Genomic DNA, 17,480 nt, shown 5'->3' with positions numbered 1-17,480 from the left:
TCCTGACATCCTCCCCCTCTTCCGCCTGCTCTGCGGCCACCAGCAACGTCGAGTAGGTGGCGATTTTATAGTTACAGAACACGTAGCTGCTGACGGCCACACGGATGCCCTCTTCATCCTGCAGCATGTCGCTGGCGGCCTGACCGACCGCCGACATCCGGCCTAACGACTCCTTCAGCACCGACCAGCTGCTGTCATACTGGCGCAGCAGCGTTTTCACCTGCTGCTGCTGTTCACGACTTTGCTCAAGATACTGCTCAAGGCGCGTCTGCAACGCGGGATGCTCCGTCAGGCGCAACACCGCCGCTTTCAACAAGCTTTCCGCGTGTTTTTCCATAGCATGCGCATCGCGCAGCCAGTCCAGATACACAGATTCCTTCGTCATGTTTCGCTCCAAAGTAAAGTGACACCGGCCAGGCACATCAGCCGCGTTGGATGCTCGTCACTGAGCCGGCAGCACGCTCTTACCTCATCGCTTTCAGGCTGTTTATCTGAAAATAAGCGAAGCGCTAATTAAGTCCAGGCGAACAACTTAATTAAACGTAGCAAGTAAGCGCAGCTGTGCAAGAAAGGTTTTTAAGAATTGCGACAGCGGATAATTGTCATAACCTCATCGAATCACATTAGCGGCGCTAAAAGAATGCTTCCCTTTATGAAAGTAAAATGTTAACAATTCCACCCCAGATGTTTTGCCGGAATAAATCAGCTGGAATTGACTCATAGTTAAACAACCAACGTGCTGTAAATTAAAAGTTAAGATTATTCCTGGCTTGATTATGGTAAAAACATCGCTACATTTATTTTTGCTTCATGCGGGTATGAACTGAGAGGAAAAAAATGAAGGATCCAAAGAAGAAACCTGAAGAGGAAGAAAAAGTGACGCAACGTCGTGGGGGTTCAGGCAACTTCGCAGCCGATAAGGAGCGCGCGGCTGAAGCAGGCCGCAAGGGTGGTCAGGTCAGTGGCGGTAACTTTAAGAACGATCCACAGCGTGCCATTGAAGCCGGCAGGAAGGGAGGAAAGATCAGTCGTCGTAAATAAGACTTTCCCCTCTTAATACTGATTTAACCTCGATAACCTTTGGCACCACACTCTCCTGACATTGAGTTTACGCTTCGCTTAAATGCGTGATAAACCTTGTCAGGAGAGTAATTTTCTCGCTGGAAAACAATTAATCGATCAAATCTTCAGCGATCCGGCAGCATTTACCGCTTCGCTTATAATGTCTCAATTGCATCGTTTATTTACCACGAATTTAAACCATTGCTTATTTAACTAACAAATCCGCAGCGGCTATATTTGTACAAGCCACACGGACTTGTACACTTTTATTTAAGCGGTTTTTATTATCGGCGCTGATATATACACAAGCTTACAATTAGCTAACTCCGCATTATTAAAGGGATAATTGCATCTGCGATGCACCTTACCGGGGTTAATCCGCCGCTATCCACTTGATATCACCTCTGTTTTAGCTAAATTCTCTCTTCAGGCTCACATATGCGTCGTTTTACCCTGACGCTAAGGAAACCCATGAACGCTGAACTCAATGACTGTATCGCGCTGTGCTATCGCTGCGCGACCGCCTGCGACCACTGTGCGGCGGCTTGTCTGCTGGACGCTGACGCCAGTGAGATGAGCGTCTGCATTAGCCTGAATCAGCAGTGCGCGGCGCTGTGTCGCGTAACCGCCCAACTGCTGGCTGCCCAGAGTGAACTGAGCGAGCAGCTCTGTACCATTACGTCGATGGCCTGTCAGCTGGCCGGTTGGGAGTGCCAGAAGCACCAGCATCCGCACTGTCAGACCTGTGCTGAAATTTGCCTGCAGTGCGCAGATAGCTGCATGACGGTGGGCATGGCGGAATAACGGATAGAGGTACCGGGAGGGCGGTGGCAGGTCGCCAGTGCAGCGACTGGCGACCTGGCTTAATGGTCCTGCATCACCAACCCGCCATCGACATACAGCGTCTGGCCGGTGACAAATTCGCTCCACGCTGATGCCAGAAACAGCACCGGCCCGGCGATATCCGCAGCGCGCGCCAGTCGTCCCAGCGGCGTTTGCGCCGTCAGCGCATGGCGTACCGCTTCTGGCGTATGCTGACTGGCATCGGTGGGATACACCAGTCCCGGCGCCACGCAGTTCACCCGAATGCCCAGCGCCCCCAGCTCAGCCGCCAGCGTCCGGCTAAAGCCCGTCAGCGCGGCTTTTGCGGTGATATAGTCGTGATAAGCCACCGCCGGCCGGGCGATCAAATCACTTGCCAGATTGATGATACTGCCGCGCGCCCGGCGGCGCATCAGCGGCAAGGCCGCCTGACACACGTTGTAGCAGGCGTTCACTGCGCCATCAAACTGCGTCTGGTAAGCGGACCAGGACGTTTCCCAGAAGCGCGGGCGCTGGTCCGGATCGAAGCGATAAGGTGCGAAGGCATTGTTCACCACCACATCCAGTCGCCCGGTAGCGGCGTCGATCTGCTGCATCATATCGGCTACCTGTGCGGCGCAGGTCACATCGGCGGCAATCGCCAGTGCACCCCCGCCCTGTGCTTCACAGGCCGCGACTACCTGCGAAGCGGCGTCGTGATTACGTAAATAGTTGACCACGACAAACGCGCCTTCGGCGGCAAAGGCCTGGGCAATGGCGGCGCCAATACCGCGGCTGGCGCCGGTCACCAGCACGGTGTGATTGCTGAATTTCATTGCGTTTCTCCACGCCCGCTCAGTCAAGATAGGGCGCATAGTGTTCAGCGGCGGTTTCCGCCGCCTGTTCGATTTCGCACAGGGTGACCAGATCCAGCAGGCTAAAACGGCCATCGTGATGCCAGCCCGCCTCCGGTGAAGTCATGTTACCCAGCGCCGTGATGCGCGTGACGCCCGCCGCACCGAGCTGCGCCGCCAGCCGAAACAGCACCTCGGGCGCGGCCGCGAGGCCAACGCTTTGCAGATACGCGCGCTGCGCGGCTACCCAGCTTACCGTCTCCTCCAGCGTATCCACGGCAATCACCTTCAGCGTGCGTCCGAGCGCGCCCGGTTGTAACGGCTCCGGCTTATCGACGTACACCACCGCCCAGGCATCGTGCTCATCACCGTACAGCGTGCGGTCACCGCTCAGCGCACGCATTTCCTCCGCGTTGCGCCACGCGGCCACAGCCTGACTTTCACCCAGCGTCAGCGTCGCGCGCGGATAGCGCTGTGCCAGCGCGGCAAGTTCATGAGCGAGGTAAGCAGCAAACTCCTGCGGCGACACCCGGCCGCCGCGCTCAATAAACAGCGCCTGCGGCGAGTAACAGCCGGCCTGGTCATAGCGCATCACATCGTAAGCCACCTGACGCGCCAGCGCCGTACCGCGCCGCACGTCCAGCGCCGACCGCGCCACCATGCCAAAACTGATTTTGTGGCCATGCGGCAGAAAGCGCGTGGCTGGCGGCAGACGCCGCTGCATCGCCGTCAGCGCGGCTTCTCCGCCATAAGCCATCACCACGTCTGCCTCGCGGAACCACTGCTGCTCAGTGCGTTCATCACCGCCCTGCCACCATACAACGGCCAGACAGTCGCCCAGCTGCGGATCGATCTCCGCCAGCAGCTGGGCGAACCAGCCCGCCATCAGCGGCTCAGCGCTCGCCACTTTGCCCACGCTTCCCGCCTTCACCAGCAGGCCGGCTATCAGGCTCCACAGTGGCAAACCCGGCACATTGCCGGCCCAGACCTGCAGCAACAGCTGTGGACCAAACGCGCGGGCAAAGCCGCCTTTTGGCCGCGGCTGAAAATCGTCCAGCATCTGCACGTTGCCGAAATCCTCCGCCAGAAAACGCCGCAGCTGCGGTTCACGGAAGGTTTTGAGATAGCCGGTTAAACCGAGCCGCAGCATCCCGGCGTCATAGCCGGTAACCAGCGGCAGCAACCGCTCCGCCTGCTGGCGCAACGGGTGCGAACGGTCAAGCAGGCGCGCGATGGCTTCATCAATCAACGCGGTGATGCGCGCTACGCTCAGGGTGTGCAGGTAGCGGCGCGCGTTATCGCGCACGCTGGCCGCCAGCGTGGCAATCTGCGCCTCGGACAGCACCGGCACGCACACTTCCAGCGTGCTGCCTTGCTGGCCAAAGTGCAGGCTGTGCCACGCCACCTCGCTGTGGCGGATGCCCGGCAGATGGCCGGCATACAGTTTCATGCACGCGCCTGCGCGGCAGCGAGAAACGATTCCATCGCCAGCGAGCAGCCTTTGGCATCGGCGCCCGCGACGCGGCCCAGCAGCTGAAACCCGCCGGGCACCATCACGCCGGCATCTTCGGTCAGAATGGCGGAAACAGAATTGAAATGGGCGAGATCGTGATGCACCAGTACGCCTGTCTCACCTTCCGGCACGTCTGCACCGGTCAGCGGATTGACCACGCGCGTGCGAATCCAGTGCGGTCCGGATTTCACCGGCGGGCAGATTTCATTGCCGGCATCGTAAAACTGCGTGCTGAGTTCAGTCATGCCGTACATATTGATGCAGTGCGAACGCGGCACGCCGAGCGTCTGCTGCAGCGCGCTATAAAACGCTTCCGCCGCAACTTCACGCGACTGGCCCTTAAAACCCCCGGTGTCGAGGATGCGGCTGCCCGGCGGCAGCCTGAAACGCCGCTGCTGACGCGCCAGTTCGTCCAGCAGGTGGACAAAACTGTAGCTGGCACCCAGCAGGGCATAGGGTTGGCCGCTGGCCTGCGCCTGCTCCAGCGCGGCGATCAGACGCGGCAGTTTCAGCCCCTGCGCATCCACCATCACTTCGCTGTCTGGCGTGCCACATTCTTGCATCGCCAGCGTCAGATAGTGGGCCAGCGAAGAGTTGGGCAGCTCGCTGCTGTGCGGAAACAGGATCGCCATCGGCAGGCGCGGATATCCGGCCATAAAGCGCTGGCGGAAATTGATCAGCATCGAGCGATCGTAAACCGCCAGCGTGGGGTGATAGCTGCGCCCCCGGCCGGTCCCCGTGGTGCCGCTGGTCATAAAGATGTGGGGAATCTCCGCCGCCGGACGGCAGCTCAGCGTCAGATCTTTAAACGCCGTAATCGGCACCGCCGGAATCTGCCGCCACTGTTTGACCGTCAGCGGCGTACGGCCGCGCTGGCGGGAGAAACGGGCGTAAGGGAGATTGTGTTCGAATTGCCACGCGAACAGCTGCAGCGCCAGCTGGTTGAAATCCGCTTCGGTGGTTTCCTGGCGCTGCATAAATGCCAGCAGCGCGGCAATGATTGACGCTTCGGTCATGAAGGTGCCCTCTTTGGACTGCGGCATAACGGCCAGCCAGGGGCTGAGTGATGCGCAGAATTCGCAGAAAGGCGCAAAGAGGGAATGAGGGCGTGCAGTGACCCCGGTTCCACATCCCTACGCCGGTATTAGCCGGATCAGGTTCAGAGGGTCACTACGTTGCCGGCCGTGACAGCCGCGCGGGTAGAATCTCAGCCCTCTAACAGGGCACCCCTTGGAACAAGCTGCATTCTGGGGTCGGAACGGAGGGCGTGTCAAGGCGGGAAGGCTCAGAACCCCCTCGCTTCAGCAACGCGATTATTAACGCGCAATATCACTCACAGGAGCGCGATCAGCCCGGCTGACGCAGGCAAAGCGATCGCTGAGCAGCGGGTAGTTTTGCGCATCCGGCAGTTCAAAGTGCCACCATTCGGTGGGCATGCCGACAAAACCGCCGCCGAGCATGATGGCGTTCAGTAACAGGCGATGGCGCTGCGCCTGCTGCGGCACGTTGGGATGGAACGGGTGCGACTCAGCAGACATGTCGTCAAACCCGGTCCCCATTTCCAGAATGTTGCCCGCCTCATCCACCAGCGTCACATCGATCGCCACGCCGCGGCTGTGATTCGAGCCCCGCGCCGGTGGCACCACATAATCCGCGTCGGGACAGGCATCCCACAAGTGCCACTGCGCCTGCTGCGGACGATACGCGTCCAGCACCAGCAGGCGGAACCCCGCCAGCCGGGCGATGTCACTGCTGCGGCGCAGCGCGGCGGCGGCATCCGGATGCAGCAGCGCCTGCGCGTCGCGATAAATGGCATACCCGGCGATGTTATCGGCGGTGGCGTATTTCAGATCAAAAATCAGGCCCGGCAAGGTGGCAGCCAAATCGATTAATTCAACGTCCTGCACTGTACATCATCCTGTTAATTGTTAGCCGGCAGCGTAAACGGCTGGCGCGGCAGCGTGGTGAGTCGCTCTGCGCCCTGTGCCGTGACGCGCACGGTTTCACTGAAGGCGAGGCCCTGCGCTGAAATATACATGTGAAACACCATGTTTTCCTCCAGTAACCACGGCGCCTGAGGATGAAAACAGCAGCTGAAATCGCTTGGACGCGGGGTGCGCGTATACAGACCCAGCGCATAACCGGTGATGTTGCTGTAATCCTCACGCAGCCCGGCGCTGAGCACCGCCTCACGCGCGACGGCATCCACCGTGCAGGCCGCTACGCCCGGCTTCATCGCCCGTAGCTGGCGATCCTGAATGGCGATCAGCTGTTGTGCCAGCGCCGCGCGCGCCGCAGAGATTTCACCGACAATCAGCGGACGCATCAGGCGCGCGCTGTAGTGCCGCACTTTAGGGATCAGCTCAACGTGCAGTACATCGCCCGCTTGCAGACGCTGCTCATGGCCGCTGGCATGTAAAAATCCGCTGTCGCCGCTGGCGATAACAATCGGTCCGGTTTCACCGCTGTCAGCACCGAGCCGCAGAAATTGTGCCGCCGCCAGCGCGGCGACATCACGCACGCGCCAGCCGCCCTGCACCTGCGCACTCAGCTGAGCCAGCGTGGCATCGGCAATGCCGGCGGCCTGGCGTAAGCTGGCGATTTCAGCCTGAAATTTAACGCTGCGCAACCGGTCGCTGAGACCGCTGACCTCACACCAGCGCACCCCGGGCAGATGGCGCGCCAGCTGCTGCCAGCTATGCACCGTCATGCCGTAGGATGCATAATCCGCGCCCAGCCGCGCCCGCTGATAGCCGCGCCGCGTCAGGCTTTGCGCCACCGCCAGCCACGGATCGTCTTCATCACGGTACGCGTCAATCGCCAGCTGCGGTGACTGCGCGCGGCACGGCGCGGCATCCAGCTGGCGCAGCACCATCCATGGTTCGTCCTGCAACGGCACCAGACAGGCACGATAACGCGTTTCCGACACGGTATAACCGGTTAACCATGCCAGCAGTTCGCCATGATCGATCAGCATCACCTCGATATCGGCGGCGCGCATGGCGCTGCGCAGCCGTGACAGCGCGTCGGCGATCATGACGCCGGTTCAACCGGCTGGCAGATGTCGAGGATGGCCAGCAAATAGATGCGCACCATATCGAGAAACTCACTGATCTCGACGCGCTCGTCCGGCATGGTGTTGTACTTGCCGCCGGGCCCGCACACGATGCCCTCCATGCCCGCATGCTGATACAGGTGCGCCGCATCGGTACCGTAGAAGGCGGGCGGCGTGATCACCCCGGTGGGCTGCGGCGTGCCGCGCACAGTCTGCCAGCCGCGATTGACCGCTTTAACGATTGGCGATTCCAGCGACACCTCAAACGGCAGCATGGTGGGTTTATCGCGCAGGCCGTCATCGAACAGCTGCGCCTGCAGGCCCGGATAGCGCTGGCACAGTGCATCCAGCAGGGCCTGCAGGTCGGCCAGCACGCCGTCTACCGTTTGCCCCGGCGCAAAGCGGGCGGAGCCTTTCAGGCGGACAAAATCCGCGACCTGCGGCGGCCGCCACTCCTGCAAATCACGCCCCAGCGCACCGTGTACGGTGCCAATATGACCACGGTTAATTTTGCGGTGTTCTGCGCTTTTCGCTCCGCTGAAGGTGATGTTATTGATCTGTGGAATCAGTTCAACCGCCGCCGCAATCGCGTCGACCGCCTCCTCACGCTTTGACAGATGGCGCGTATCGCCGGTCAGTTCAATGGTGAACATCAGCGAGCCGGCATGCATGGTCAGCGCCTGTAGATCTGTTGGTTCGGCATTGATGAAATAGTCGGCGCGTATGCCCTGCTCAATCGCCGCCAGCGTACCGATGCCGCCCTGTAACTCGCCGACCACGTAAGTGAGGATCACGTCGCCCCTGAGCTTCACGCCGGCATCAATCAACGTCTTCAGCGCGCAGAAATAGGCGGCATCGCCCGCTTTCATGTTAGAAACGCCGATGCCGTAAATAAACTGCTCGTCGATTTTTCCCGCCCAGGGATCGACGGTCCAGCCTTCGGTGACCGGGTTAGTATCAAGATGGCCGTTGAACAGCAGGCTGTGGCCGCCCCCGCTACCGGCCAGCCGCCCAATGGCGTTCAGCCGATCGCCAGCCACCGGCTGCAGCTCGGTTTCCAGCCCCAGCTGCGCCATCTGTTCTGCCATATAGCGGGCTAATTCGCGTTCGCCCTCGGTGGCACTGTAACTTTTGTGCTGCACCATTTTTGCCAGGAAAGCGAGGCAGTATTCACGATCGATGTGATGAATTAACTCTTCAGGGTTCATGCGCTTCTCGTTATGCCACGGATTGGGTCAGATCAGGGATGTGCACGGCATCAAGCAGTGCACGGGTGTAAGGATGCTGTGCCTGCGCCCGCATATTCTCGCCGGGCAGCACTTCCACCACATCGCCGCGATACATCACCGCCACGCGATGCGCGATCTGGCGGATGAGATTGAGATCGTGGGTGATGAACAGATACGCCGTGCCGTAGCGACGGCGCAGCTCCAGCAGCAGCTCGATAATGGTGGCCTGCACCGACACATCCAGCGCCGCCGTGATTTCATCGCAAATCACCAGGTCCGGCGGGTTAGCGAAGGCGCGTGCAATCGCCACGCGCTGTTTTTGCCCGCCCGACAGCGCGTGCGGATAGCGGCTGGCAAATTCCGCAGGCAGCCGCACTTCCTGCAGCAGACGCGCCACCGCCTGCGCCTCGCTTTCTCCCGGTGGCAGTCCATACAGCCGCAGCGGACGGGCGATAATTTCGCCGACGGTCATGCGCGGATTGAGTGACGCATCCGGATGCTGAAAAATCATCTGCACGCGGCGGCGATACGCCGGGTCCATCTGCGCGCGGCCATATAACGTCGCGCCGCAGAAGTCGATGCTGCCACTGAACGGCACCAGGCCGGTTATCGCCTTGCCGAGTGAAGATTTACCCGAACCGGACTCGCCGACCACGCCGAGAATTTCGCCCTGATGCACCGTCAGCGAAACCGCATTGGCGGCCCGCGTCGTGTTCGCTTCGCGTTTCAACAGCCGATCGAGCACGCCGTGCTGGCCATAATCAATCGTCATCGCCTGCAGGCTGAGCAGCGGCTGACGGCCGGCCGCATCCGCGACCAGCCGATGCTGCGGATCCGGCACCGCGGCAATCAGTTTGCGCGTATACGGATGCGCGGGCGCGCTGAACAGCGTGCGCGTCGCGGCCTGCTCGACGATGCGGCCCTGCTCCAGCACGCACACGCGGTCGGCCACTTTCGCCACCAGCGCCAGATCGTGTGAGATATACAGCGACGCGACGCCGGTCTCGGCGCGCAGTCGCTCGTAAAGGTCGAGGATTTGCGCTGAGCTGATGACGTCCAGCGCCGTGGTCGGCTCATCAAAAATCAGGCAGTCCGGCTGGCAGGCGAAGGCGGTAGCGATCAGGATGCGCTGCTTCTCACCGCCGGAAACCTGATGCGGATAGCGCTGCATCATGCGTGCCGGGTGCTTCAGCTCGACATCGCGCAGCAGCGATTCCCCCAGCTGCTGCGCTTCGCGCGCTGACAGCCCACGATGACGGCGCAGCACTTCGGTGACCTGTTCACCCAGCGTCAGTGTCGGGTTCAGCGACGCGCTGGGATCCTGAAAAATCATGCCAAGCTTTTTACCGCGCAGCGCCATCAGTTGGTGCGCTGGCAACTGCAGCAGGCTTTCGCCGTTCAGCCGGATATCACCCGCCTGCTCGCGTGCGTTACTGGCCAGCCAGCGCATGATCGCCCAGCCGAGGGTGGTCTTGCCGGAGCCGGATTCCCCTACCAGCCCCAGCACTTCGCCCGGCATCACCTGCAGGGTGATATCGCGTAGTACCGGCAGCGAATGGCCGCGCGCTAACGCATAATCGAGGCTGTAATTGTCCACCGACAGCACCGGGTTGTGCGGACTCTTCATTTGTGGCTCCCTGGATTTAACACATCACGCAGGCCATCGCCCAGCAGGTTGAAGCCAATCGCCACCAGCGCGATAGCCAGACCGGGGATCATCATCATCCACGGTGCTTTAAAGAAATAGCTGCGCGCTTCGGACACCATCAGCCCCCACTCTGGCTCGGGCGGCTGCGCGCCGAGGCCGAGAAAGCTCAGCGTAGCAAACAGCATGATGGCGAATGCCACGCGAATGGTGGCTTCCACGATGATCGGCGCGAGAATGTTCGGCAGCATTTCGCGCAGAATGATGTAGTAACCCGCTTCGCCGCGCGCGATGGCGGCGCTGATGTAGTCCTGCTGACGCGCCGCCAGCGCCACGCTGCGCGCAATGCGCACCATACCCGGCACGAAGGCGATAGTGATAGCCAGCACGGCGTTCATGCTGCTCTGCCCCAGGGTGCTGACAATCAGCAGCGCAAACAGCAGGCTGGGAATCGCCATCACCGCATCCATGGTGCGCATCAGGAATTCATCCACTTTGCCGCCCAGATAGGCGCTGGCGGTGCCCAGCACCGAGCCAATAACCATTGCCAGCGCGGTGGCCAGCAGCGATAGCAAAATGGTGGATCGCGCGCCGACCAGCACCCGGCTGAAAATGTCGCGCCCCAGCTGATCGGTGCCGAACCAGTGTTCCGCGCCGGGCGGGCGATAACGCGTCAGAATCGAAATCGACTCCGGATCAAACGGTGCCACGTGCGCGCCGCCCGCTACCATCAGCAGCGCCAGCAGCAGAATCAGCACACCCGCCGCACCCTGCGGCGAGCGCAGTAATCGTTTCAGTATTTCAGGCATAGGAAATCCGCTTATCGAGCATGACGTAGGCTAAATCCGCGAGGAAATTCACCACGGCATAGGTTGCCGCGAGGATCATCACGCCGGCCTGAATGGTGGGCAAATCGCGCGCCTGTACCGCGACAATCAGCTCCCGGCCAATACCGGGAATGGCAAAAATCTCCTCCACCACCACAATCCCGCCCAGCAGATAGCCGACGTCGAGCGCCACAATGGTGATGGTGGGCAACAGGCCATTGCGCAGCGCATGGCGCCACAGGATGCGCCGGCGCGACAGGCCTTTCAGCCACGCGGCGCGAACGTAGTCGGTGTGCAGCACGTCAACCATTTCTGAGCGCACCATGCGCGAAACGTGTGCCACCAGAATCAGCGCAACGGTGATCGACGGCAGAATCAGGTGCTGAATACCGCTGATAAAATTTTCGCTGAGCGGCACGTAGCCGGTGGCGGGCAGAATCTGCCAGACATCGGCAAACAGCAGCAGCACCAGCGTGGCGGTGACGAATTCCGGAAACGAGATGCCCATGTACGAGATCACGCTGACCAGCACATCGGCGGTCTTACCGCGCCGCACGGCCGCCCAGATGCCGAGCGGAATGGCGATCACCAGCATCAGTAACAGGGCGCACAGCGCCAGCAGCAGCGAGCGCGACAGCGCGGTCAGCAGCGTTGGCCCGACCGCCAGGCCATTGCGCATCGACACGCCAAAGTTGCCCTGCAACGCCTGCGTCAGCCAGTGCCAGTATTGCAGCCAAGCGGGCGCATCCAGCCCAAGCCGCGCCCGCACCGCCGCCAGCGCTTCCGGCGTGGCGTTTTGTCCCAGCAGCGTGACTGCGGCATCGGCGGGCAGCAGCTGAGTGATGCCAAACACCAGCAGCGACACCACCAGCAGCGTGTAAATCATCAGCAGCAGGCGTTTAAGCAGGTAACTTGCTGTCACGGTCGCTCCTTACAGGCTGCGCTTTGGCGCGTTAGCGGTCAGCCAGACATGATCGAGGCGGAATACCGCCCCGCGCGGATGCAGATGATAGCCCGCCACGTGCTCACGACTGGCAGCAAGCAAATCAAAGAAGGTCGGGATTAACGAGGGCACCTCGTCGTGCATCAGCTGCTGGGCTTTGCCGTACAGCTGGGTGCGCAGCGTTTCGTCATTGGTTTCGCGCGCCGCCATCACCGCACCGTCGAAAGCCGCATTGTTCCAGCGCGTTTCGTTCCACGCCGCTGTTGAGGTATAGAGCAGAGAAAACACCGCATCCGGCGTCGGCTGCATGTTGTAAAAGCCGACGTAGAAATTGCCCTTCTTCCACACCTGATCGAGATAGGTGCTGTGCGCCATGGTCTGCACATTGATACGGAAACCGCCCGGTTTCGCCATCTCCCGCAGGGCAATCCCTAGCTGGGTGCGGGTTGACGGCTTGTCTGAGGCGATAAGCGTTAAATCCAGCCCATTCGGATAACCGGCCTCCGCCAGCAGCGCTTTGGCTTTGCTGTAGTCCAGCGCTTTTTGCGTCAGCTGCGCGTAATACGGATAAGCGGCGTTGATTGGCGTGTCGTTACCCGGCGATCCCAGACCGTCTGCGACAAAATCCACCGATGCCTGGCGGTCTACGCATAACGCCAGCGCCTGGCGGACGCGCACATCATTAAACGGCTTTTGATCGCAGCCCATGTTGACGTTAAGAAACTGGCCGGACGCCACGCGCAGCGGCAGCACGCCCGCCGATTTGGCTAAGCGGGCAAACTCGCTCGACTGCGCACTCAGCATCAGATCGGTATCGCCGGCGATCAGCGCGGAGCTTTCAGCGATAGCGTCGGGATACACCACCACTTCCACGCCATCCAGATACGGCCGCGTGGCGTCGTAATAGTGCGGGTTGCGTTTCACCACGATTTTGCGTTCCGGATCGTAAGACACCAGCTGGAACGGCCCGGCCCCCAGCGAGGCGCTACTCAGCTTGTCGTACTGCCCCTGCGCGATATGCGCCGGGATGATTTTGGCATCCGGATAGGCCAGCATCACCGGCAGATCGGCATAAGGCGCCTCGGTCTCAATCAGGATGGTGTTATTGTCTTTAGCGCTTACCGTTTTAATCGGGCCGATGTTGTGCAACGCCGGTGAGGCGTTTTTCGGGTCCAGCAGCGCCTGCAGACTGGCGACCACATCCGCTGCGGTGAGCGGCGAACCGTCGCTGAAGCGCAGATCGGGCCGCAGCGTGAAGGTCCACTGGGTTAAGTCGTCGTTCGGCTGCCAGGACTGCGCCAGATCGCCTTCCGCTTTCATCGCCTGCGTCAGGCGGGTTAAGCCGCTATACAACAGCTCTGCCACCAGATATTCCGGATTAACCCGCACCTGATGGGGATTGAGCACGCTGACCGCCTGGTCAACGCTGATGCGCAATACGCCACCTTTACGCGGCGTGCCGCCGGGGGTCGCGCTGGCAACGGCGGCAGCCGAGGCACTGAATGACCAGGGCAGCAGCGCCGCTCCGGTCAGGGCGGTTGAACTGGCGATAAACTGTCTGCGGTTTAACCCTTTCATGGCGCACATCTTCTGTTCCTCGTTGGTTTATTAATTACCCTGGGTTGGCTGAAAATCATTGGCGAGATACGCCAGAATCGACTGCGAAAGTGCAATAACATCTGCCATCGTGGTGTATTCATCGGCGGCATGAATGCGGTTATCGGGACGGGCAAGTCCGCCCAGCAGAATTTCCTGAATGCCGGCCTGCTGTACCCAGCCCATATCCGAGCTGGTGGCGGATCCCCAGGCTTTGAATTCTGCTGGCGGGAAGCCGAAGCCCTGGCTGAGCGCCGCCTGCCAGCGCGGCCAGTGCGGACCGGTGGGATCGGCGACTGGCGCCAGATGGCCAATCAGTTGCAGCGTGACGTCGCTGGCGGCGCTGCCCTGCATCGCCTTATCCACGCACTGCGTCAGCTCCTGCCACACGTCGGCAAACGGCTCTTCCGGTGCATAACGGCGATTAACCAGCAGCTCGAAGCGTTCCGGAATGGTGGAGCCTTTACTGCCGCCGTGCGCGGCGGCCAGCGTAAGTAAAGCGGTGAGCGGCTGGCCCTGATAGTGCGGCGGCGCGGGCATTGCCGAAACCCGCTGTTCCACTTCGCCTTTCAGCTGATACAGCGCATTCATCAGCGGAAGCGCAGCCTCAATGGCGTTAATACCCTGCAGCGGATCGCCGGAGTGCGCCGAGCGGCCGCTGACGATAATTTTGATATCGATACTGCCAAAGCAGCCGGCCCAGATGCGCGGCACCGCGCCGCCGTTGAAGCTGAGCAGGTGACCATGGAATAACTGCTGCTCCGCCAGATAACGAATACCGGGATAAAGGCCGCCCTCTTCATCGGTACAGAGTAAAAACACCGGGTTATAGCGCAGGCTGAGCTGATAGCGCTGCGCGGCCCGTACCGCAGCCAGCGCGGCCACGATGGTGCCTTTCATATCCGCGGCGCCGCGTCCAAACAGCTTGTTTTCCGCCACGCTGAGCGCCAGCGGCGGAAAGCGCCAGCCATCGCCGGCCGGAACCGTATCGGTGTGAAAGTAGAGATTGCAGTTTTCAGCCGCGCCGGCATCCAGCGCGGCCAGCAGATTCACCCGCTCGCCCTGCGCGCTGCCGTCCGGCGTCTGCCAAAGCGCGTCGGGCACCGAAACGCGCTGCAGGTTAAAATGCAGCGGCTGCAGCATCGTGCTCAGCAGGTCGGCGAATGCTGCGTAACCCAGTCCGGGCGGGAAGCAGGTATCTACCGCCAGCATGCGTTGCAGATCATCAAGAATCTGCGCCTGATCGTCGGCGATATGGGTCAGAGCGCGCTGTAGTGATGAATTTTCCTGCATAAACTGTTCACTTATTGTATTTCTATATAGTTTATAGATAATGCAAATGAACAGCTGGGGTCAATCGGTAATCGGAAACATGCAAAAAAACTATGACGCGCACGACGTTCCTCAATTCAGTCGCCTGAACGAAGGCGAAGGCGCTCCGCTGTACGAAGTAGTGAAGCGCCATATCAGTGAATCCATCCTGCAGGGCGAACTGCCAGCAGGCACCATTTTGCCCAGTGAAAACAGTCTGGCGGCGAAGTTCGGTGTCTCGGTCGGTACGGTGCGCAAAGCGCTGGCGGCGCTTACGACGGAAGGGATGCTGATGCGCCGGCGCAAAACCGGCACGGTGGTGACCGGCTGGGCGCCGCTGCATAACCTCAGCCATTTCTTTCACTATTTTCGTCTGCATGACAAATCGGGCGGTTTGCTGCAGTCGGAAACGCGACTGCTGGAGTATCAGCACAGCCGCGCCAGCGCCGACGAGGCCGATAAGCTGCAGATCGCAGCGGGTGACGCAGTGATTCGCCTGAAACGCCTGCGCCGGGTGAAGGGCATTGCGGCCATGCATGAAACGCTGGTGCTGCCCGCCGCGCGTCTGCCCGACTTTCCACCGGCGGAACAGCTACCGCAGTTGCTGTATCGTTACCTGTTTGAGCAGTACGATGTGCGTGTTGCGGCGGTACGCGAGCAGATCAGCGCCACGCTCGCTACAGAAGAAGATGCCAGCCTGCTGGAACTTGCTCTGCCGCACGCGGTGATGGTGATCGATGAGGTCTCATTTGATCAAAGCGCCACGCCGGTGATTCTTGCGCATCACCGTTTCAGCACGGAACACTTTATGTATGTCAATGAGATACGCTGATTACGCAGATGTTTTACTGTAAGGTGTTCAGATGCGCATCCACGCGCACCTGATTAATTTGCACCAAAACGCCGCGAACGTTGTGAATAACAACCGCTGAGGTGATCTCACTGAACAGGACATTTCCCATGGCAGCACGGCAGCATCATTACCAGATTTACCTTCGCTGGAGCGGCAATCGCGGCGATGGCACAGCTTCTTATACGGCTTACGATCGTGACAGCGAATTACAGGCACCCGGTAAACCGCCCATTTTGCTGAGTGCCGATCCGGCATTTCGTGGGGATAAAACGCGCTGGAATCCTGAGGAATTGCTGCTGGCGTCTGCGGCGGCCTGCCATAAGCTGTGGTATTTACACCTGTGCGCCGATGCCGGCATTGTGGTGGAGGAGTATGAAGATGCTGCCGAAGGGAACATGGTCGAGGGGGCGCGTGGACGCTTTACCGCTATCACGCTGAAGCCGCGCATCAAACTGCGCGACCCAGCGGATGCCGATCGCGCGCGGGCATTGCATCATCAGGCACACGAAGCCTGCTTCATCGCCAACTCGCTGAATTTTCCGGTAAACTGCGATCCTGAGTTTTTCTGATTATGATGCGCGGGCCAGCGGCGCTTGCCACAGCCGCACGCCGTTGCGCCCGGCGCGCTTCACTTCATACAGCGCTTCATCCGCATGGCGCAGCCAGTCGCTTAACGATTCGGCGCTGACCGCAGGCGCAATACCGATACTGACCGAGCAGCGAAACTCTGCCGAGGCCGGTAAGCGCAGCTGGGCAATCTTCTCTTTTAGCCTTTCGGCCAATTCCACCACCGATTCATCGCTGGCCTGATGCACGATGACGCCCAGCTCATCGCCGCCAAAGCGCGCCGGAATGTCCTGCTGCCCGACATAGTTGCGCAGCAGCGTCGAGATCTCGGCCAGCAGAAAATCGCCCGCCTCATGGCCCCAGCTATCATTGACCACTTTGAAGTGATCGACATCCAGCAACAGCAGATAGCCGCTGCTATCGCCGCGCCGCGTGCTGAGAAATTCACTCTCCAGCCGCCGCTCAAACAGGCGCCGGTTAGGGATTTTCAGGCCGGGATCCATCAGCGCGATGCGCTCCAGTTCACGGTTGCGGGTGCGTAAATGCCAGGTAAGATTGTAGGAGGCCACGCTGAGTACCAGCATATAACAGGTGGCCAGCGGCAACGTCAGCCAGACGGTTTGAGTGCTGAACGCCAGATGTACGCTGGTGCCATCCAGCAGCCACACCATAATAAACCCGCACAAAAATGCCTGTATGGCGGCAATGAGCTGCGCGCCGCCGCCAGCGGCATAGCGATCCGATGCCAGCACCGCCATGATGACAAAAGAGGGCATCGGGCTTAACGCCATCAGCGCCACCCAGATTCCGCCAAAGGCGGCATCCAGCGTCAGATTCTGGCGTTCGGTACCGGTTGAGTCTTCGGCACGAAGCGCACGCTGATACGCCAGCCAGGGCCAGAAAAAGGCGTTCACAAACAGCAGCGCGCTGAATGCCAGTCCGCGCTGCATTTCGAGTAACACTGAGAGAATCGGAAAGAAACAGAGGATCGTGCCGAGCTGACGCATGATGAACATACGACGGACGAAGCGTTTTGACCGGCGCTTCAAATGGTTTTCATCAGGCGAGTAGTAATTCATTCACGGGAAAATTCAGGTCGACAAAAATGGCAGTGTATCGGGAAAAAGCCGCTCTGCGGCGACTTTTTTTAAGAATTTTCGCCTTGCACATTGGCGGGCACGTAAATACACGTGCTTTGCCGCCAGATAGTAACAGCGGCCAGCG

General features: G+C 60.2%; 17 protein-coding genes and 1 riboswitch. Of the genes, 4 read left to right on the top strand and 13 right to left on the bottom strand.

What is annotated here, in order from left to right; genetic code table 11:
* On the bottom strand, nt 1–385 hold a 385-nt coding region (locus FT726_RS18810), incomplete at its 3' end, for a DUF892 family protein (protein WP_346303213.1).
* 491 nt (nt 386–876) lie between these two features.
* Between FT726_RS18810 and FT726_RS18805 the strand changes: the two genes are divergently transcribed.
* Together FT726_RS18805 and FT726_RS18800 are read left to right on the top strand one after the other, a co-directional pair.
* Complete coding sequence (locus FT726_RS18805; RefSeq protein ID WP_010615780.1) at nt 877–1,041, top strand: general stress protein; 165 nt, start codon at nt 877–879, stop codon at nt 1,039–1,041.
* Nucleotides 1,042–1,533: 492 nt separating this feature from the next.
* Nucleotides 1,534–1,866, top strand: coding sequence for a four-helix bundle copper-binding protein (locus tag FT726_RS18800; protein WP_058758661.1), 333 nt, complete (start codon nt 1,534–1,536; stop codon nt 1,864–1,866).
* A gap of 59 nt (nt 1,867–1,925) precedes the next feature.
* Here FT726_RS18800 and FT726_RS18795 read toward each other — a convergent pair whose 3' ends face one another.
* From FT726_RS18795 to FT726_RS18745, 11 genes are all read right to left on the bottom strand, one after another.
* Nucleotides 1,926–2,699, bottom strand: coding sequence for an SDR family oxidoreductase (locus tag FT726_RS18795; protein WP_288422321.1), 774 nt, complete (start codon nt 2,697–2,699; stop codon nt 1,926–1,928).
* Nucleotides 2,700–2,718: 19 nt separating this feature from the next.
* Nucleotides 2,719–4,167: an acyl-CoA reductase gene (locus FT726_RS18790; RefSeq protein ID WP_288422319.1), complete on the bottom strand. Its 1,449-nt coding sequence runs from the start codon at nt 4,165–4,167 to the stop codon at nt 2,719–2,721.
* A complete protein-coding gene (locus FT726_RS18785) occupies nt 4,164–5,273 on the bottom strand; it encodes a long-chain fatty acid--CoA ligase (RefSeq protein WP_346303212.1) in 1,110 nt (369 codons plus the stop codon). Before FT726_RS18785 ends, FT726_RS18790 begins: the two co-directional genes overlap by 4 nt.
* A 68-nt stretch (nt 5,274–5,341) precedes the next feature.
* Nucleotides 5,342–5,471: riboswitch (TPP riboswitch) on the bottom strand.
* A gap of 75 nt (nt 5,472–5,546) precedes the next feature.
* A complete protein-coding gene (gene ddpX, locus FT726_RS18780; protein ID WP_346303211.1) occupies nt 5,547–6,137 on the bottom strand; it encodes a D-alanyl-D-alanine dipeptidase in 591 nt (196 codons plus the stop codon).
* A gap of 14 nt (nt 6,138–6,151) precedes the next feature.
* Nucleotides 6,152–7,267 carry a Xaa-Pro peptidase family protein gene (locus FT726_RS18775; RefSeq protein WP_346303210.1) on the bottom strand — a complete coding sequence of 372 codons (1,116 nt, stop codon included), beginning with the start codon at nt 7,265–7,267 and terminating at the stop codon, nt 6,152–6,154.
* Nucleotides 7,264–8,493 carry a M20 family metallopeptidase gene (locus tag FT726_RS18770; RefSeq protein ID WP_288422312.1) on the bottom strand — a complete coding sequence of 410 codons (1,230 nt, stop codon included), beginning with the start codon at nt 8,491–8,493 and terminating at the stop codon, nt 7,264–7,266. Before FT726_RS18770 ends, FT726_RS18775 begins: the two co-directional genes overlap by 4 nt.
* A 10-nt stretch (nt 8,494–8,503) precedes the next feature.
* On the bottom strand, nt 8,504–10,141 hold the full coding sequence (locus tag FT726_RS18765) for an ABC transporter ATP-binding protein (RefSeq protein ID WP_088517510.1): 1,638 nt from the start codon (nt 10,139–10,141) through the stop codon (nt 8,504–8,506).
* A complete protein-coding gene (locus FT726_RS18760) occupies nt 10,138–10,968 on the bottom strand; it encodes an ABC transporter permease (protein WP_282995740.1) in 831 nt (276 codons plus the stop codon). The genes FT726_RS18765 and FT726_RS18760 overlap by 4 nt, the downstream gene beginning before the upstream one ends.
* The gene (locus FT726_RS18755) at nt 10,961–11,908 is read right to left on the bottom strand and encodes an ABC transporter permease (RefSeq protein WP_021508731.1); all 948 of its coding nucleotides are present in this window, start codon (nt 11,906–11,908) and stop codon (nt 10,961–10,963) included. Before FT726_RS18755 ends, FT726_RS18760 begins: the two co-directional genes overlap by 8 nt.
* A 9-nt stretch (nt 11,909–11,917) precedes the next feature.
* Nucleotides 11,918–13,516 carry an ABC transporter substrate-binding protein gene (locus FT726_RS18750; RefSeq protein WP_288422310.1) on the bottom strand — a complete coding sequence of 533 codons (1,599 nt, stop codon included), beginning with the start codon at nt 13,514–13,516 and terminating at the stop codon, nt 11,918–11,920.
* A gap of 21 nt (nt 13,517–13,537) precedes the next feature.
* Nucleotides 13,538–14,818 (bottom strand): M20 family metallopeptidase, encoded by a 1,281-nt coding sequence (locus FT726_RS18745; RefSeq protein WP_152390861.1) that lies wholly within the window; start codon nt 14,816–14,818, stop codon nt 13,538–13,540.
* A gap of 79 nt (nt 14,819–14,897) precedes the next feature.
* On the opposite strand from FT726_RS18745, the gene FT726_RS18740 reads away from it, so the two are divergent.
* The gene (locus FT726_RS18740; protein WP_021508734.1) at nt 14,898–15,668 is read left to right on the top strand and encodes a GntR family transcriptional regulator; all 771 of its coding nucleotides are present in this window, start codon (nt 14,898–14,900) and stop codon (nt 15,666–15,668) included.
* Nucleotides 15,669–15,796: 128 nt separating this feature from the next.
* A complete protein-coding gene (locus FT726_RS18735) occupies nt 15,797–16,258 on the top strand; it encodes an OsmC family protein (RefSeq protein WP_058758672.1) in 462 nt (153 codons plus the stop codon).
* Here the strand turns inward: FT726_RS18735 and FT726_RS18730 are convergent, their stop codons facing one another.
* On the bottom strand, nt 16,259–17,335 hold the full coding sequence (locus FT726_RS18730; protein WP_288422306.1) for a diguanylate cyclase: 1,077 nt from the start codon (nt 17,333–17,335) through the stop codon (nt 16,259–16,261).
* Nucleotides 17,336–17,480 lie beyond the last annotated feature (145 nt).

The organism is Pantoea sp. Morm (assembly GCF_016643525.1).
GTDB classification, from domain to species: domain Bacteria; phylum Pseudomonadota; class Gammaproteobacteria; order Enterobacterales; family Enterobacteriaceae; genus Pantoea; species Pantoea dispersa.
Note: the sequence above shows the minus strand (reverse complement) of the source record. Positions and strands in the feature narration are given on the sequence as shown.

Bases quoted from the DNA above. Each gene is read 5' to 3' on its own strand.
- FT726_RS18800 (WP_058758661.1), top strand. From the start codon at position 1,534: ATGAACGCTGAACTCAATGACTGTATCGCGCTGTGCTATCGCTGCGCG.
- FT726_RS18795 (WP_288422321.1), bottom strand. From the start codon at position 2,699: ATGAAATTCAGCAATCACACCGTGCTGGTGACCGGCGCCAGCCGCGGT.
- FT726_RS18790 (WP_288422319.1), bottom strand. From the start codon at position 4,167: ATGAAACTGTATGCCGGCCATCTGCCGGGCATCCGCCACAGCGAGGTG.
- FT726_RS18785 (WP_346303212.1), bottom strand. From the start codon at position 5,273: ATGCCGCAGTCCAAAGAGGGCACCTTCATGACCGAAGCGTCAATCATT.
- FT726_RS18775 (WP_346303210.1), bottom strand. From the start codon at position 7,267: ATGATCGCCGACGCGCTGTCACGGCTGCGCAGCGCCATGCGCGCCGCC.
- FT726_RS18770 (WP_288422312.1), bottom strand. From the start codon at position 8,493: ATGAACCCTGAAGAGTTAATTCATCACATCGATCGTGAATACTGCCTC.
- FT726_RS18765 (WP_088517510.1), bottom strand. From the start codon at position 10,141: ATGAAGAGTCCGCACAACCCGGTGCTGTCGGTGGACAATTACAGCCTC.
- FT726_RS18760 (WP_282995740.1), bottom strand. From the start codon at position 10,968: ATGCCTGAAATACTGAAACGATTACTGCGCTCGCCGCAGGGTGCGGCG.
- FT726_RS18750 (WP_288422310.1), bottom strand. From the start codon at position 13,516: ATGTGCGCCATGAAAGGGTTAAACCGCAGACAGTTTATCGCCAGTTCA.
- FT726_RS18745 (WP_152390861.1), bottom strand. From the start codon at position 14,818: ATGCAGGAAAATTCATCACTACAGCGCGCTCTGACCCATATCGCCGAC.
- FT726_RS18740 (WP_021508734.1), top strand. From the start codon at position 14,898: ATGCAAAAAAACTATGACGCGCACGACGTTCCTCAATTCAGTCGCCTG.
- FT726_RS18735 (WP_058758672.1), top strand. From the start codon at position 15,797: ATGGCAGCACGGCAGCATCATTACCAGATTTACCTTCGCTGGAGCGGC.
- FT726_RS18730 (WP_288422306.1), bottom strand. From the start codon at position 17,335: ATGAATTACTACTCGCCTGATGAAAACCATTTGAAGCGCCGGTCAAAA.